Below are 16,886 nucleotides of genomic sequence, written 5' to 3'. Positions count from 1 at the left end.
GGGCAACAAGTGACGAAACGTTGGTATTAATTCTGGTCATAGTTCTTTAATCCTCTGATTTTGCGGCCAATCGCATTAACGATGATGGATCCGGCCGCTAGAAAGGACCGGCAGACTTTGGGACTGCCTCGATTTTGGAACCGACCTTCGATTCCTACCCCATGAAGGCACTCTTGTCTGACGAAAAGATGGGTTACGAAAAGCGTGCGGACTGGGAAACTTGATCAAGCTTTCCCTCAGAGATGCAAAAACTCACTATCCGTGGGTGCCTAATCGGCACGATCGTTACAGAGGACGCGAAAACGAAAGAAACCCTGGTCGACGTGGGGACGTCTTCCAGGGCTTCGTGTTGTCTTTTCAGTTGGATCTTCGTCGCCATGGGGTCTCTAAACCGACATCATGTCGCTTCGTTTAAAGAACACGCTGGCACCGCAGAACTTTTCAGTGCGCGGTTTGGTATCGCTCTTCGTTGCTCAAGCCCATCCGATCTCTCGCAAACGCGACATCGCCGAAACACATCCAATCCGATTCATTTTAATCGTAGAGTGATGGCCAAGTGGGACCAGTCGTGACACCCGAGGCAAGCGGATTCGTTACAACCGCTACCATCGGAATGGGTCACTGAAACTATTCGTCCTGTCAGGGCAGCTGCGTTGCAGCGATTCAATCCCCTCGTTGCGGGCGAACGTCTTTGGTCGCGCCGGGGCCGGTTTGAGATGATTTGCGATTCTCACGCTGAATCGCATCATAAACTTCTTGCCGGTGAACTGGAATCGATTGGGGAGCTTCGATCCCAAGACGGACTTTGTCTCCTCGGATATCAACGATGGTAACAACAACGTCGTCGCCAATCATGATGCTTTCGTCGCGGTGTCTGGAAAGGACGAGCATGGTGCCCTCGAAATGGATGGATGGTTTGGGGGGGTAATGTTTCTTGTTGAGGAATCCTTCCTCAAATCAAGTCAAGATAAAGGGCCAGCTCGTGGACTGCACTCCTCCTTGAACAAGACTAGAGATCGGATGAAAGCATTAGAAACATTGAGTTCCGTCGCCAAAGTCTCGTCATGCCGGTCGTGATGATTCATCCCAACATGATGCATCGCCACGTCTTAACCATTGCATCAGGCCCCTCTGGTCTTGATTCGCCACTGGGGGTGGCTCAAGCAGAGCGAGGGAAGCCACCATCCATCCATTCTCAGGAAGAATCGCTGCAAACCGACGATCTTTGGTCGCAATTCCATGTTACATGATCAAAAAGACTACGGTTAGTTCGGAGTCCCACCACGCCATGTGCGTCTTTTGAAATCCGAAGTTCCAACGAGCGATGCAAGGAATGACGACCGTGAATCCGTCGTTGCGATAGCCTCGAGAGACTCAGACTGAGCGACTCCGCACGTATTCATCATCAAAATGTTGACGTTGCCCCCCGGAGCAACCCGGAAAACAGTGATTCCATGGTGCGGATTCTTCGTATCTACGAAGCCTCCGTCGCATGTTAAGAAAAGGGGAAAAACATCAGCGAAAAAAGTTGCTCGGCCGGTGTTTGATTTTTGGGAACAAGGGCGGGGTTTCATCGTCTACGTAACGTTTTGTACATGCATCGTATCTCTGCAATTCGTTGCGTAGATGCCAATTGCCATCTAGACGTAGCCCCGTTAAATGGGGGATATTGATAAGTCGACGTCGCGAGACAAGTGGCGGCTTGTCTCGACTGATAAACTCACCGCTAATCGCGTGGCCCACTGAATGATGTTTCGCTCCGTGGATATTTCGAATCGAATCGACAAAGCTCATCAAGTCCATTCCCGCACGTTTGAGTTATCCAAGACTCAAGTTGTCAATGCTCTGTTGCAATGGGCTGAAAACGCATCAGGTTCCGAGCCGGATCTGAGCCGCTTTACCGATTGCGTATACATCAAAGATGCGCACGGTTGCATCATTCGCGAGAATCAAGCTCTCTGCGACGTATTCGCCAACGGCGGCACGATGATTGGCCGCGCTGTCGGCAATGATGAAACCGATAGCCACATGGACGCTGTGTTGTTGCTGGGCAACCCGTGGATCGAGTGTCAGCACTTCGCGTCCAATGCGGATGGCCGAATGTGTGCCTTGCAAACCTTCAAGCGACGTCTCGACGAGATCGAAGATCCCGCATTCTGTATCCTCGGGGTTACGCGAATTCTTGGGTTTGTCGACAAGGACGAGGATGTTCGCCGTTTATCGTTACGCGAGCAATTCGCTGTTTTTAATACGCTTGACGACATCGATCACACGATCTGCCGTATGATCGCCGATGGGGAATCGACTAAGGACATTGCCGCAGCCGTCAGCTTGACGACGAAGTCGATTGAAAATCGCCGTCAACGTATCATGACCTCACTGGGGCTAAGGCGGCCCGTCGAGATCGTCAAACTACTTGTGCGGTTGGAAGAAAACCGCATGATCGACCGGATGCGGTAACCGCTCGTTGCCCATCCCCCCTCTGCTGTCGCCACTGCTGGCGGTGATCGCTGAGCCGTTTATTAATAACCCCGGTGGTGTTCGTGCGGTCGCTCGCTATTCGGGTTTCAAGTTGAACGATCCAATGTGGATCCCGGTGGGGTCGTCGTAGGCGAATACGCCGCCGGGGGCAAAGTACTTCTCGAACTCTTCGTACGGTGGCAACTCATTTCGGCTGAGCAGGTCGGAGAAGTTTTTGGCCACGACATTGCGTTCCCCCACGCTGCGTAAAAATTGACGCGAGTCATTTGATTTCGCTAACTCATACAATTGGCGAAAATAGTCGGCTCCGCGTACAAAAGAAACCAAGAACGGTTTTTCGCCATCCAGCTTGCCTCCCAATTCGCTGGCGACCAAATCGAACTCCGATACTTCGACCAACCGCCCCAAGGCTCCTGAATTGGCTTGGATCATGCGAGTGATAAAATTACGGCTATCGCCCACGATCAACCAATTGCCGAGGATTGCCACACTGGGCTCAGGTTGTCGCAGCGCCGCGGGAATGTTGCGGCGACTTCGGGTGGAAGTATAAACCACGGTACCCGCCACGGTGTCGACCGATAATGCTTCGGGACGTTTCTCGCGAAATGTTGCAATCACCGCCTTGGCTGCTTCGGGATCTTTTAATTCGAATGCTCGCGCCGTGATTTGGCTGTTCAATTTCACTGGCTGCTCGAGCCAGGTGACGCTGACATAACGGCCGCTCAGATTGCTGAGTACATCCTGTTGAATATCAATTCCAGTCGCTTCGAGGAACGGTTGTTCGACCAATCGCGGCAATGGATCTTCGCCTTGAAAGACCGCAAGAATCTTATTCAAATTCTCATACGTTTTGTCAAAGTCCCATTGCAGTGTGGTGTAAGCGGTGACATCCGAGGGGACCCAGTTTGGCGGCACGATGTCGACCGTTTCTGGTCTCAACACTCCAAAGAACCCGTCACGTGGGGAATCGATCAGCACATGCAGGTGATTGATGTCGTCAAATGTCTCGCCACCTGAAAACGTGCTGCCGCCCACCCCTTGGATCTTGCTGATCCCGAGTTGCTCGAGCATCGGCCAAACTAATGCTGCGGCACCGCCGCGTTTGACTAATCGCTCGACCAAGTGATAGGGATCTGCGAAAAAGGTCAATTGCGGGCGACTGTCTTCGGCCCCCACGCAGCGTGACATGACATTGGCAAACCGTCCGTTATCGGCCATCGTCGGTGCGTCACTTTTGTCAAGCCAATGTTCCAGTGCGGACTCGGCCGTCCGATATCCGATGCCAAAAACCACGGTCTGTTGGTGCTGAAAATACTCTACTTGGGGTCGCCCCGGTCGCGGTGGCACCAAGCGGACGAGTTCGACATTGTCAAGCGTCCGGTTGCGGCGAACGTAGCCCGCGCCAAGCAAACGCTGCTCGATCCGATCGACGATTGCCATCATGTCATCTGTCTGCTGGCCCGATTCGACGACAAACAATCCTGCTAACGCATTCTGCGAGCGTCGCATGCGTTCGATGCGGCGACGTATCGCATCTGGCGAATCATCTTGTTTCTCTTCTTGTTCGACGCTGCTTGAATTTTCGTCGGGCAAGATTCCGGGAATCAGCGCCGCGGCAACTTGGCCACTCGGGATCGCCAACAATTCGTCCAGCGACACGCCGACCTCGCTACTGATTTTGTCAAACAGCTCGGCGGCGGTGCTGTACATGTCTCCGGCGAACGGCTTTAGTTTGGGATCCGCCAACATCCGTCCGACCGACGAATCGCGAAGGCTCTGTCGAAATTCGTCGGCGTTGTCCACTCGCACGTACAGCAGCGTGTCTTCGGGCAACAGATGCGGGGCTCCCGGCACCTCCGCTTTCTCTTTGGCCATCGCAGGCAACGGCAATGCCGCAGCGGGGACTGCGGCGACCAAAAACAATGCGAGTATCCGAACGTTGACAAAACCGCGGCAAAGGGCAGAGCGACGGAAACCGATTGGCATGACAAAGGTCTTTCAGAAAGCAAGTCAGGGAGGGAAACCAGTGGACGAAACCGCAAGCACAAAGTGGCCTCCGAATCCGAAACTATCGACTCATTCGAACAAAAGGCTAAAGTCTTGGGCTGCGAGGGAAATTATATCGGCTAAGCAAGGACGCTAGTGGCAGCCGCCGAAACTTTCGGCCTGTTTGGCGGTTCAATTGGCTCGTCGATAGAGCGAGCATCGCAAGAAAATCGCATGATTTAATGTCGCCGGAGGCCGCTGCGGTCATTCCACTGCGAAATCGTGATGCCTCTGTCCGCGGTAAAGTTCAACGAGTTCCGGTACGTCGAGCTACAAAACGGCGTGCTTCCGAACTAAAATAGATCCAATCTCAAACTGAGTCTCAGCGCAACGACCGCCCCAAAACAGCCAATTCGCTGTCCAATTCAGAGTGCATGCTAGTAGTAAGCACGCCCGACGAACCCCCATTTCCTACGATCTAATTTCATGATGCATCTACGCCTTTCGTTCTTCGCCGCTGCCATCGTTCTTATGGGCCAGCCTATTTGGGCGCAGCAGACACAGACGGGTAACACGGGCACCGGCACCGGTACCACGAACACTGGAACTGGCACGACGGGGGGAACCACGACCGGCGGAGGAACCGCGACAGGGGGGAGTACGGTGGATGCAGATCAGGCGTTTTCACAGATCCAGCGTGGTACGACCATCGGAGCGACTGCAAGTACGGGAGCCGGTTTTAACGATCTAGGCGGCGCGGCATCAGGAATCGGTTCGGCCGGTGGATTCGGAGGCTTGGGTGGATTCGGCGGTGCTGGCGGAGGCTTTGGTGGATTGGGCGGACTGTTTGGAAACGCCGCCGCATCGACGTCTTCCCGACCGGTGATTCGCACTCGGCTGCGTTCGGCGATCGAAGTCACACCGCGAACATCCACTCAAATCCAGCGGTCCGCCACGCAGCGAATGGTCACGTTGCCAAGCCAAAGCCGGATCCCAGGCGTGAACATCCGGGTCGAGGACGGCAACGCCATCCTCGAAGGGGTCGTGGGCACCGAGAAAGAGCGGCGGATGAGCGAACTGCTGCTGCGATTGGAACCCGGCGTCAAGAGCGTCGAAAACCGCATCAGTCTGTCGCCATCTTTTGAATAAGCCCTCGACAACATATAGCTAAACAGTAGCTAAACAGAGTAGCTAAACAGGGACAGTAGCTAAACAGGGACAGAGCATCTTGCCGGGGTAGCTTCGGATGGTACGACGAGCTAAACAGGGAAAGAGCATCTTGCCGGGGTGGCTTCGGATGGTACGACGGGGTTGACGGTGGGAATTCAACTTGAGTGTCAGCGAGAAAACAGCTGAATCACCCGTCAGATAGACAAAATCGCCGCTGAAGTTGGCTGTGAATTCACAGCTTCCTCTATATGCGATGTTTCGCCATGCTGCGATAGCTAAACAGGGACGGAGCATCTTGCCGGGGTGGCTTCGGATGGTACGACGGGGTTGACGGTGGGAATTCAACTTGAGTGTCGGCGAAAAATAGCTGAATCACCCGTCAGATAGACAAAATCGCCGCTGAAGTTGGCTGTGAATTCACAGCTTCCTCTATATGCGAGGTTTCGCCATGCTGCGATGACAGCTAAACAGGGACAGAGCATCTTGCCGGGGTGGCTTCGGATGGTACGACGGGGTTGACGGTGGGAATTCAACTTGAGTGTCAGCGAAAAAACAGCTGAATCACCAGTCAGCTAGGCAAAATCGCCGCTGAAGTTGGCTGTGAATTCACAGCTTCCTCTGTAAGCGATGTATCGCCATGCTGCGATAGCAGAAAAGAAGAGGGGCGGGCGAGCTTGTGGCTACCGGGTGAGTAGCTCTCGCGCTCGTCGCCGCAAATGATAGCGGCGATGCGAGTGGTGACTGCGCAGCGGTTCGACACACTCGGGACGTCCGGCGACCGTGCAAAACAATCGACCGAAGTCGCTGACCAGTTCGCACCATGTCCCTGAGTCCAAGCCGAGCCGCTGTAGCACTGGCGGAGTTTCCGCGGGCGTGAAGCCTCGTTTTCCAGGTGCAATCTGGCGGGCGGTCCAGTCGAGCATTTCCAGATAATCTTCGAGTGACATCGGCAAAAAACCTTTGTCACTGCAGCGGTTTCCTGACTGGCTTGCGCAGGGGCCGATCTGACCAGCCCCCTCATCGAGCAGTACCGGAGCCAAAAAATGGTCACGAAGCTTTGCGATCGGAATGTCTTTGTCGTTGTTTTGATTGATCGTGATCGACTCGATTCGCCGCTGCACCGAAGTATGATCGCTCCGTTCGAGCGTTTCGGTCATCGCAGCTCGAATCGGATTCAGGTCCACATAGGCCGCGCAAGCTAGCAACGAAGCTTCGTCAACGATCCGCGTGGCATGAAAGCGGTCTTGGAAAAAATGGCCAGTTTCTTCGTCTTCTTGGTTTGCTCGGATCGCGACTCGTTGACAAAGCAGTCGCATCCACCAACTGATACTGCTGAGCCGTTTGCGGATCTCACCACATTTAACGGGACAACCTGCGATCGAGCGAATCTCTGCTTCGCTTGGCGGAAGAGGCATGCCCTCGGAATTTCGCCGATGCGGACAAATCATCATCCATCGCCGGGCCACCTCATGATCGCTCCAGGTCGCCACAACATCAGGCCGCGTGCGTAGGATCAAGTGAGCATGGTTTGATAGCAATGTGAACGCTAGCAAATCAATTCCAAAGAAATTTGCGTAATGTATGAGGTATCCTTCGATCCAATCTTTGCGATGGTCAAAGTTTTTGCCGCTAATTGGGTCGTCTCCCATCAAGAAGCAGCGTCGTACGGTCCGAGTCGTGACGTGGGCAATTGCAATTTCGTCGGGGGCAAAGACTTCCGATCGAGCTAGTCGGGCCATCATCACACCTCGTATACGAGCAGACGGAACCGGTCGCGTTCCACTATTGAATCGTTCGTCCACCGTAATCAAAAGTCAACCCCTAACAAACATGCTCTGTCCCCCTTTGATGCCCCAACAAACATGCTCTGTCCCCCTTTGATGTCGTCCCCCTTTGATGCCCTTTGATGCCGGTAGAAAACTTCACAACTCGATGCTTGCTGCTGTTACTAGATGGCCGTAATATGGCGATACAATTCCATCGAGATCGTGGGATTTTGAAAACTTCAGCGGCTTCTTAACTTCGATGAGATGATGACGGGATCAAAACGCCATAATTGGGAACTCAGTGGTTCGAAGAAACTGAGCAGCGGGTTTCATCGTAATTCGAAGCAGAGAAAGCTTCATGAGATACGTGTTCCGTGCGTTCTGGTGTTTTTTTCTGTACTGGTAGTTAGCTTGTTGATGAGTTCGGCGGTCAAGGTCGCCGCGCAAAATCCGAGTCAGGCTGGCGAACTGGCCGCGCGTTTTGGCAAGGTGGAACCTCTTGTCGATGGTCGGGCCTCGATCGGAACCATTTCTCCTTCAGCCAAAGTTGCTTGGTCTAGTTTGACAAGCGAAGCGGAGAGTAGTGGGAAATTATTGTCGCTGCGAGGATTTTCTAACTTCCTTATCGAAAAACAATTTCAGCTGACCGGGGCGGACTACGCGAACCTCGAATCGCTTTACCTGTCGCTGCAAAGGCCGCCGAGCGAGTGGGCCTCGATGATAGAGTCACACGTCGCGAGCGGTGATGCTGCGGTGCCTGCCAGATACGACTATAAAGTCTCCACCAGTAAGCATCCGTCTATCATGCGTCTTCAGGCATTCCACGATGGAAAGAATTGCTCTCTGACTTCGGCGAAGCTCGTCGACCACCGTGCCATTGAATATTCGACCGTTGCGACCGATGGAAGTCGCCTGATGCGGTTTAACCGAGAAGGGGACAAGTGCGAGGAACCGATTCAGGTTCCCTCTGAAATGTGGAATGCTGACCTTACGCAGTTTCAAAGCTATCATGAAGCGATTCGATCGGACGATCCTTTCCTTCTTTACTTCCCCGATGCTTTTCAATCTGCTTACAACCTCAAGGGCACGGTTGACATCGTTTCGGACATTTGCGGTTCTCGCATTTGGGAGCAGACAGATACGATCAATGGGAAAAATGCCTTTTTTTGTGGTTCTCCGTTGGCTTACATGGCATTTGATGCAGAAACAGGCGATTTGCTTGCGTACGTTTCCGGCGAATACAATCTTGTCGATCGAAACCTAAAGCCTGGGTCTACAGATCGTCAAAATCTCGTCTTGTTTGCAGAGCATAAGTTCTTCAAAAAGCTTGGCCGTTTGCCAGCGGAGACCACGATCAATATAGGTAGGGCCGTGACTTTGGTTTCCTTGCTAAACGCTGAGCAGGCATCCCCAGCGGACAGCAGCTTGGTCGAGGCAACAATCCCAGACAATGCATATGTCTTAGATAGGATTAACGGGGTTAAATACATCAAATACGGTGACAAGTAAGACGTCGAGCGAGCTACCGGGCTTTCAAGGTGGCTGATTTGGGTGAACCTTCTAGTTTCAGCTGTAATTCTGTTGATGCTTGTTTTTTTTAAGCCCCCACAAGGTGCTCTGTCCCCTTTTTAAATATCACCACGCGGTTTTGGTTCGCCAGACGTTCGAATTCAGCGATGGAACCATCGGGTTGCGATTTTGGCTGGACTTTTTGATACCATCATCGGATTGGACAAGGTTTCGTTCGAAGACAAGAAAACCAATGAATTGAGGGTTAACGGCCTGGTCGTTGGCTCGGATCTACTGAGGGCGGCCGCTGAGAACCGGCCCTACTTCATATCTCCTCTAGCCCCATCCCGATAGGGATTTTAGCAATTAGCCGGTGGTTTGAGCGTAGCGAACACCACCGGGAATCCTTACCTACGGCTAATGTCTTTAATCCCTATCGGGATAGGATCGAGCGGGAATCCACTGTCAACTATTGACGCGTCGACAGCGCGAAGAGCCGGTTCCTACCGGCCGGCTCTATTGCCCCGTCAAGGGCGGCCGGTGGGGACCGGCCCTACTGGAATCCGCGGCACTCAGTCGATCGTTACCTGCATCGGCTTGCTGCCGACTTTGACACCGTTGGCAACCATGGCCGTCGGAGCGTCTTTGCCGACTTTGACAATAAACGATTTCCCCTTCGGAGCTCCCGGAGTGAACGCTTTGCCCGGCACACGGACGGTGTACAGCACTTCGTTGCTGGTCGCATCGATCAGTTGCACCACGGGGTTTTCTACATTGAAGCTTAGCTCACCTAATTTGCCCCAGGATGGCGGGTTGTAGTTGTCGAACTGCGAGATCGTTCGTGGCCAACCGGGATACTGCTCCGCTGCGGGGTCGGTGACATCGACGTTTCGTGGCCAGCACTCCATGCGGATTTCGCGAGTTTTCGTGTTGAAACGAACGATGCCAAATCCAGCTGCCCGCGTATTGAGCAGATTGCCCGCAGGTTTTTCTTCCGGATTCGCCGCAGCATAATTGGTGACCTTGTTGGCGAAACCGTCAAGTTGGTCCCCGGTGTAATCGGGAGCACCCGGCTCACGATTTTTTCCTGGTTCAAGCGGCATCCACCAACGCAGGTAAAGGTTGGCGATCGAGGGCACACAGAACGACCAGATCGCATCACGATGTTCGTCAATGCCGTGATGAAACAGAGTGGCCAAGTGCTGGTCACCTGCATAGTGAAACGCGAACGCCTTTCGAAGCTCCGCGAGCGCCCGGTTGCGGCCGGATTGAGGCCAGCCATTGGAGTCCATATCGGCATGCAGTCGTCCATTGGCCGTCCCATGGATGTGGGCACCCCCACAGAAAATCGTTTGCGACAGCGCAACCTTCATGTCGGCATCACGCCAATCCTGTGCCCAATCGTCAATGAACTTCAACTGGCGTTCGCCTAACAACACCGCACCTTCAACGTCAACGCTGGCGGGGTCGTACTCGGGATTGCGAATGTGATCTGGACGAGGCCCCTGTTTTGGCACTCGACCCGCAGGTCCCGTTTTGAATTTGCGATCCTCGAGGATCGCAAAGTCGATGTTCCCCCAATTTAAGTTGGTGAAATAAACGCCAATCCCCTGACCGATTTTATGGGGATCCACCGGATCGGGAAGATGGCTGGTCTGCGCCCGTTCGACTTCTTTGACGTAGACACCCGGTTTAGCATAACCACCGTCGGCGGCTCCGCTGAGCGTGGAAATCTTGCCGCTTTCGCCCCACAGGTTGGGTTGGCCGACATCATGGTCGTCTGGCAAACAGATGGTCGGACGGTCTTTGATGATGTCACCAAATTCGCGACCGAATTTCAGCCACGCCGCATAGTGTCGATTGTGATCGTAAACTTGGTCGCCGGAAAAGAAGAGCACGTCGGCGTCGACTCGGTTGACGTTGTCGATCAGATCTTGTCGCGAGATATCGCCGCCGTGTTGGGGTTGAATTGAGTTACCGGTAAACCCCGCAACGATGATCTCGTCTTTGTCGACCGGGTTTTTGCGAACCGTGCCCTGATAGAACGCTTCGCTGCCATGCGCGACGCGGTACTTGTAGGATTTTGAATCGTCCCAGTTTTCGACCCGAAACGGAGCGGTCCAACCCGATTCGATGACGTCCGTCCGAGCCACCTCAGTCCACTTGCCATCCTTCTCGATTTCCAGACGGACCGTTTTCGGATCGCTATCGGACAACGGATACAATTGGGCTGTCAATTTCAACGTGTTGTCATGGACCGTATACAAAGCGAAACATATGAGGTCCTTTTTTTCGACGTTGGGGATGCTCAGATCGGCACCCTTTCGCCCGCGGTTCTGCTGGGCAACCGCAGGGGCACAAATCACTAGCAGAGCAAAGCAGCATAGCGTGAGACGGTTCAATAACTTCATCATGTTTCCTGAGGGGGGATAGGGGTCAGTCGTTTGTTGGGGAATTTCGAGTGGATCAGGTCACTTGATTGGTGTCAGCATCGATGGTGTTGCGTGGTGGACACCAGAGGATAACAAGGTAAAGCGGGATTAAAAAATGCGGGGCACGCAGGATGGCTTCATGCAGGAATTGGTCGGCTCCCCAATAGTTTAAACTCCACGACATGCCAGCCAAGGGACGTGCCACCGCAGTCAGGAATCCCCAGATCACTGCATAGCCGGCTGCGACCCGGCGTAGCGGCGGAATGAATATCGCCACGCAAACGACGAAGTCGAGCACGCCAAAGGCACGCAACATCGCATTGGCGGTTTCATATTCAACATCCAATGCAACGGAAATCATCCCATAAAAGCTGCCCGGCGTCGGCCACCATCCGATCGCATAACAACCATGGCCCGCAAACGTCATCACCAACGCTACCATCGCGGTCACGACCGTAATGCGATGACGCGCTCCGAAGCGGAGCGCCATCACCAATAACACCGGAGCGAGTATTTGCCCGCCGTGCTCAATGAACATCGGTGCCTGATGCTGCGACGCGACATACTTTGCATAGCTCAAAACGGCCAGCAATCCACTGCCACCGACCAGACCCGCCATTTGAAAAAATGATTTGGAGCGTACCGTCAACGTCAACACGGTGCACGCGAGGTAGAGCCAGGTGATGCGAGCGATCCAGGTTTGCAGCCAGCCATCGTCGGCGCCGGTTCCGACAAACTCATCCCAGCTGATGCCCAACCGGTTCGCGAAATCGTACGTGGCATCTTGCCAGAGCAGGATGCCGTAGGGGCCTTCCCAGTAGTAGTGCACCCAGGTCCAACCTGCGAAACAGAGCAGCGCGGCCAAACGAAGAATCAGGACCAGAATTCGGTCGTCGCCGCGCTGGTCCGCTGTTTGTTCGTGCCCGGTTTGTTTGTGCCCCGTTTGTTCGTCGCCCGTTCGCTTTGGGGCTGATTCCGTTCCGTTGGCGTTCATCATCACTGAGGCGAGAGGTGCTTTTTGCGGGCGTTCACGAAGCGGCTTCGATTTTGATCCTGTATTGTAATCGGACGACCTATCAAATTGCAGGTAATTGCCTAGGAAGTCAGGTCGATTCCGTTGGGAAAGGGGGAGCGGAAGTCGGCGATTGTTCCACTGCTACTTTTGTTCGTTTTTCCCACCATGTTGAGCCGGTCACGCTAGCCCAATGCCATCTGCTATGGCATTCGACGGGTGGTATTCGTAGCGGTGCGGCGCGGAGCCTCGCACTTTAAATTTTGGACGCTTTACCCGCTGCAACCGGGTCGGCCCCCCGCCGCGCCGCTACCCAAAGTAGATGGCATCGGGCTTGCGCCGCACCGCTACAAACGCCCGACGGACTTACGAGTTTTGACGTTAGATCGATGCGAACATGGCGTCCGTATCGAGCATGGTCGCATCCGCGATAATGATGGCGTAAACCGCCATGGACGCCGTTGCAATCACTTCGAGTATTTGCTCGCTGTCCAAGCCATGTTGACGCAAACTGGCAAAATCCTCGTCCTGCAATTCATGGGGGCCGGCGGCACATTTGACCGCAAATTGAAGGATGTTGCGAATGCGGTCGGGCAGCTCTTCGCTGAGTCCTTCCATGACTGCCCGAATCGTGCGGTCCTCGACACCAAGGATGCGGCAACATGCGGTGTGGGCATCGCGGCAATAATTGCACTCGCGATCCACGGCAATCGCCACAAAAATCAATTCCTTCGTCGACCTGGGAAGATTCCCCTCAAGCAGTATGTTTTTGACGAGTCCCCACGTCCCGGCCAACATTCGAGGTGAAGTGCCTTGGACGCGGATAAAATTCGGCACGCCGGGGAATCCCATCCCAAGCTGAAAGTCGCGGTAGATTTGCTCAACCTCTTTGGGGGCGTCAGCCTCGTGCTTCAGTGGGAAGCGTTGCATAATGAATCACCCTTCGTCGTTAGCAGCCAATGTATTGCGTGAAACTGGAAGATTTGCGTTGAACGCTGCCGAATCGCCGATTTCGCCACACTCTACTGACTCGAATTTTACCCTTGTTACTCGCCGTCCGATAGTTATTAACTGTGCGATAAAGGGAGTAGGATCGTAGACGAAATCGAGATATCATCTGCGGGTGGCATTCCCCGGATGCGTCTCGAACGGAATTTTGACGCCTGCACCCCTTTCTTCGCCGACTTCCTTTTTCCCTTTCTGACTTTGCCATGCTCCCCAGCGACCGTCACGAACAAATTCGCGCGTTTTTCAATCAGGCGGTGGGCATGGTCGATACCGAGCGTCGTTGGTTTCTTCACTCGATTGAGGATCGCGATCTTGCTGCGGACGTCGAACGTTTGCTCGAATCTTCGGCGTGCTGCGGAACCTTTCGTGACAAAAACAAGGATTCCGGTAGCGGGGCCTGTTAAGACGCCCATTTGGGAGTCGATCTTGTCTTAGCGACGCTGGCCAGAGCGTCGGATCGTTACCCTCTAAGCTACCAGTGCGATCTGCTTTCGCTCTAACCGAGAGGCTTTTATAGCGGAGCGGCGCGGGGCCCGCCCGGTAAATTACGAACCGTTTACTCGCTGCAACCGGGCGGCCCCCCGCCGCTCCGCTACTAAGGCAGATGGCATTGGACCCCGTGCCGTGCCGCTACCCAAAGTAGATCCCACCGTCGGGCGACCGTAGCAACGTTTTCTGGAATCGCGACCGTGTCGTTCTTGTGAAATTGCTGATTAGAGGGAAATCGATCTAGATTTTCTTGCCGCAGAATTGTTAACACGGCAATTGGTTCTTGTTCGCCAGCCCCACTTCCGCGCCGAGAGCGAAAGCTTGCAAACGACTCGTCTGTCACCATCGACGCCATCCCCAAAAGCGACTCGCAGCCGCGATCCGCGTCTGCACTCGTTGTGGATTGTCCTTTTTGCAATACTCGCATTACCTTCGGTCGGCTGTGTGCGTCGCCGCATGACGGTCCGCACCAATCCGCCTGGAGCGACGGTTTCGGTCGACAATCAGGTGATTGGTACGAGCCCAGCGGCGTCGAGTTTCGTTTATTATGGAACTCGCGAATTCCGGATTGAAAAAGAAGGCTATAAGACCGAAACGATCCGACGTCGCTTCAACCCTCCTTGGTACGAGATGCCAGGACTCGATTTCATCTCGGAAACTTTGTGGCCAGGCGATCTTCGTGATGAACGAATCATTGATGTTGAATTGGTGCCCAAGACGCTCGCCCCGACCGGCGAGGTCGTGGATCGTGCCGATTCCTTGCGAACTCAGTCCCAAACGGGAATGGTTAACGCACCGCGATAGACGACTGTGAAACTCGTCTCTGCTAGCGGACTGCACCGCCTCGTCGCTCCCAGCATCATCCTGTTGTTGTTCGCTACCGTGTTGGTCGGCGTTGACCGCTTAGCGTTTCGCGATGTCGGCCACTTCTACACGCCGCTGTATGATTACATTGGTCACCGCACTCGCGGCGAATGGCTGCCGCTATGGAACCCATTGGACCAAACCGGCATGCCGTTGGTCGGCGAAACGACGACCGCCGTTTTCTATCCCGTCCGCTGGATCCTGTTTCTGCTGCCGATCAAGACCGACGCGGCTGTCGGCTGGTATGTCGTCATTCACTTGATCCTCTCGGCGATTACGACCCGCTACGCCGCTCGCCGCAGTGGGGCGAGCGAGATCACCGCGACGATGGCCGGGCTGAGCTATTCGCTTTCCGGCTGCGTGTTGGTTCTGTATACGAATCCGCCGTTCCTGGTCGGCGCCGCTTGGTTACCGCTGCTGATGTCGACGCTGATTCAGCGTCGGCAAATCCCGCAAACCCAGCGAGTGCTGATTGCTGGTGTGGTGATGGCGATGATGATCTTGGCCGGGGATCCACAAACCGTTGCCAACGTCGTGATTGTCGCGGTGGTGGTGGCCTGTGGGCGTTGGGGAATGTCGATGATCACTCCGCGATCTTACACAAGGACCCGACGGCGAACGGTGAAGAAAGAAAGCGTCATGATTGCGGAGCAATCAACGCCAGAAAACAACGTAATGATCGCCGAGCGATCAGCGACGATCACTGCGGTCGTTGTGAGTTGTCTGCTTGCGTCGCTGCTTGCATTGCCTCAGCTTGCCGCCTCGGTTTCCTGGAGCGTTCAAAGTGACCGCGTCCTCCGCGATGTCGATACCGATTGGCTAAGTCCGCCGTTGCCTCATTCACGACGCGGCCAAGCATACCAGTTCTCCGTTGCCCCCTGGCACCTTGCCGAGTGCATTACGCCCAACGCGTTTGGCAGCTTGCTGCCGCAGTACCGCCGGTTGAGCAGTTTGATCCCCGGCGATGGCCGAATCTGGACCCCGTCGGTCTACATGGGACTGCTGGTCGCGATCGCGCTTCTGAGCACGTTGTTCACAACGGGGTTTGGTATCGTCCGCCGCCGGAATGCTCTGAAACGAAACGGTGATGTCATCCTCTGGCTCGCCATCACCATCGCCGCCACGCTCGTTTGTTTTGGGCATTTTGGCGCCGTTTGGCTTATCCAAAACGCAACGGGGACGCTCTCACAGACCGACAGCGGCGCCGGAGGACTTTACTGGCTGCTTTACCATGTCGTGCCCGGCTATGATTCGCTTCGTTATCCCGCCAAGTGGTTGCCGATCGCCGCATTCGCGGCGTCAATGGTGACCGCGAAATGGCTCGAACAATTGCCTCGTTATGCGTCGTCCACGCGGTGTTCCGTCGTGACGTTGGCGGGCATCTTGGTTATCGCATTGGTCATCGTGATCGCGATGCAATGGATTCCAAATGGTGGGATCGGAAACCCAGGCCAACTGCCGTCCGATCCCTTCTGGGGACCACTCGATATCGCTGGTGGGCTTCGCGAAGTTGCTTGGTCGATCGTCCATTCCATCATCGTGCTGGGATGTTTGGGGTGGGGACTAACCCGTTTTTTCGGCAATCGCCTTTCGCGGGTTCACACCGCGCGCTATTTGCTGGTGATTGTCGCCATTGACATTACTGTGTTTGCAGCGGGCAACATCGCACGCGTCTCTGCAAACCGAGATGCGATTCGTTCGATTCCCATGCCCGTTGCAGCCGCGAAAACGTTGACGCTGCGAACACGAACCGGAAAAGGATGGCCGCGTGATTGGCGGGAAAGCCGCGATGAGGACCGCTTAACCGAGGTCGAATGGAGCTCGGAAATCGCGTGGTTCGGCCGTTGGCATCTGGCAGATCGTGGTCATGTGCTCAACAACATGACCTCGATTGGCTCGCAAACCATGGCGATGTTTTGGAAATCAACCGCCGAAGTCACTCGTTCAATGTCGGCGGACGAGCGAGCTGAATTTTGGGCTGCGGTGTCACGATGGCTAGGCATTGGTCAAACGCTGAACGCGACCGAGGGATCACGGCCCGTTTCCGATTGGAAACTTGTTGAAACCCACATCAGCCAAGCACCGGCGCATCCTAAACTGCAAGTTCACTTTGCGTGGTCAAAACGAGACGTTCGCGAAGCAAGCCGCGACGATTTTGAATCGCTGCTG

At 54.5% G+C, this 16,886-nt stretch carries 12 protein-coding genes; 6 read left to right on the top strand and 6 right to left on the bottom strand.

Going from position 1 to position 16,886, the window contains the following annotated elements; all coding sequences use genetic code 11:
• Window positions 1-663: 663 nt before the first annotated feature.
• Window positions 664-891, bottom strand: coding sequence for a carbon storage regulator CsrA (gene csrA, locus ABX962_RS11765; RefSeq protein WP_339941993.1), 228 nt, complete (start codon window positions 889-891; stop codon window positions 664-666).
• A gap of 855 nt (window positions 892-1,746) precedes the next feature.
• On the opposite strand from csrA, the gene ABX962_RS11760 reads away from it, so the two are divergent.
• Window positions 1,747-2,460 carry a LuxR C-terminal-related transcriptional regulator gene (locus ABX962_RS11760; protein ID WP_372719573.1) on the top strand — a complete coding sequence of 238 codons (714 nt, stop codon included), beginning with the start codon at window positions 1,747-1,749 and terminating at the stop codon, window positions 2,458-2,460.
• 96 nt (window positions 2,461-2,556) lie between these two features.
• Here the strand turns inward: ABX962_RS11760 and ABX962_RS11755 are convergent, their stop codons facing one another.
• The gene (locus tag ABX962_RS11755; RefSeq protein WP_372719571.1) at window positions 2,557-4,467 is read right to left on the bottom strand and encodes a hypothetical protein; all 1,911 of its coding nucleotides are present in this window, start codon (window positions 4,465-4,467) and stop codon (window positions 2,557-2,559) included.
• A 486-nt stretch (window positions 4,468-4,953) separates the two neighbouring features.
• On the opposite strand from ABX962_RS11755, the gene ABX962_RS11750 reads away from it, so the two are divergent.
• Window positions 4,954-5,616 carry a BON domain-containing protein gene (locus ABX962_RS11750; protein WP_372719569.1) on the top strand — a complete coding sequence of 221 codons (663 nt, stop codon included), beginning with the start codon at window positions 4,954-4,956 and terminating at the stop codon, window positions 5,614-5,616.
• A gap of 701 nt (window positions 5,617-6,317) precedes the next feature.
• Here the strand turns inward: ABX962_RS11750 and ABX962_RS11745 are convergent.
• Window positions 6,318-7,379: a transposase gene (locus tag ABX962_RS11745; protein WP_372719567.1), complete on the bottom strand. Its 1,062-nt coding sequence runs from the start codon at window positions 7,377-7,379 to the stop codon at window positions 6,318-6,320.
• A 288-nt stretch (window positions 7,380-7,667) separates the two neighbouring features.
• Here ABX962_RS11745 and ABX962_RS11740 point away from each other — a divergent pair, with 288 nt between their 5' ends.
• Window positions 7,668-8,912 carry a hypothetical protein gene (locus tag ABX962_RS11740; protein ID WP_372719565.1) on the top strand — a complete coding sequence of 415 codons (1,245 nt, stop codon included), beginning with the start codon at window positions 7,668-7,670 and terminating at the stop codon, window positions 8,910-8,912.
• A gap of 572 nt (window positions 8,913-9,484) precedes the next feature.
• Here the strand turns inward: ABX962_RS11740 and ABX962_RS11735 are convergent.
• The 3 genes from ABX962_RS11735 to ABX962_RS11725 form a co-directional block, all read right to left on the bottom strand.
• The gene (locus ABX962_RS11735; RefSeq protein ID WP_372719563.1) at window positions 9,485-11,326 is read right to left on the bottom strand and encodes a hypothetical protein; all 1,842 of its coding nucleotides are present in this window, start codon (window positions 11,324-11,326) and stop codon (window positions 9,485-9,487) included.
• Between the two features lie 52 nt (window positions 11,327-11,378).
• Window positions 11,379-12,341, bottom strand: coding sequence for a hypothetical protein (locus ABX962_RS11730; RefSeq protein WP_372719562.1), 963 nt, complete (start codon window positions 12,339-12,341; stop codon window positions 11,379-11,381).
• Between the two features lie 396 nt (window positions 12,342-12,737).
• Window positions 12,738-13,286 carry a carboxymuconolactone decarboxylase family protein gene (locus ABX962_RS11725; protein ID WP_372719560.1) on the bottom strand — a complete coding sequence of 183 codons (549 nt, stop codon included), beginning with the start codon at window positions 13,284-13,286 and terminating at the stop codon, window positions 12,738-12,740.
• Window positions 13,287-13,567: 281 nt separating this feature from the next.
• Between ABX962_RS11725 and ABX962_RS11720 the strand changes: the two genes are divergently transcribed.
• The 3 genes from ABX962_RS11720 to ABX962_RS11710 form a co-directional block, all read left to right on the top strand.
• On the top strand, window positions 13,568-13,768 hold the full coding sequence (locus tag ABX962_RS11720) for a hypothetical protein (protein WP_372719558.1): 201 nt from the start codon (window positions 13,568-13,570) through the stop codon (window positions 13,766-13,768).
• A gap of 406 nt (window positions 13,769-14,174) precedes the next feature.
• Window positions 14,175-14,657, top strand: a complete 483-nt coding sequence (locus ABX962_RS11715; RefSeq protein WP_372719556.1) for a PEGA domain-containing protein — start codon at window positions 14,175-14,177, stop codon at window positions 14,655-14,657.
• Between the two features lie 6 nt (window positions 14,658-14,663).
• Window positions 14,664-16,886 (top strand): hypothetical protein (locus tag ABX962_RS11710; protein ID WP_372719554.1); only part of this gene is annotated, 2,223 nt, incomplete at its 3' end.

It is taken from the genome of Novipirellula sp. (genome assembly GCF_041583735.1).
Lineage (GTDB): Bacteria > Planctomycetota > Planctomycetia > Pirellulales > Pirellulaceae > Novipirellula.
The sequence above is the reverse complement of the archived record's forward strand: the minus strand, read 5'-3'. Positions and strand labels throughout refer to the sequence as shown.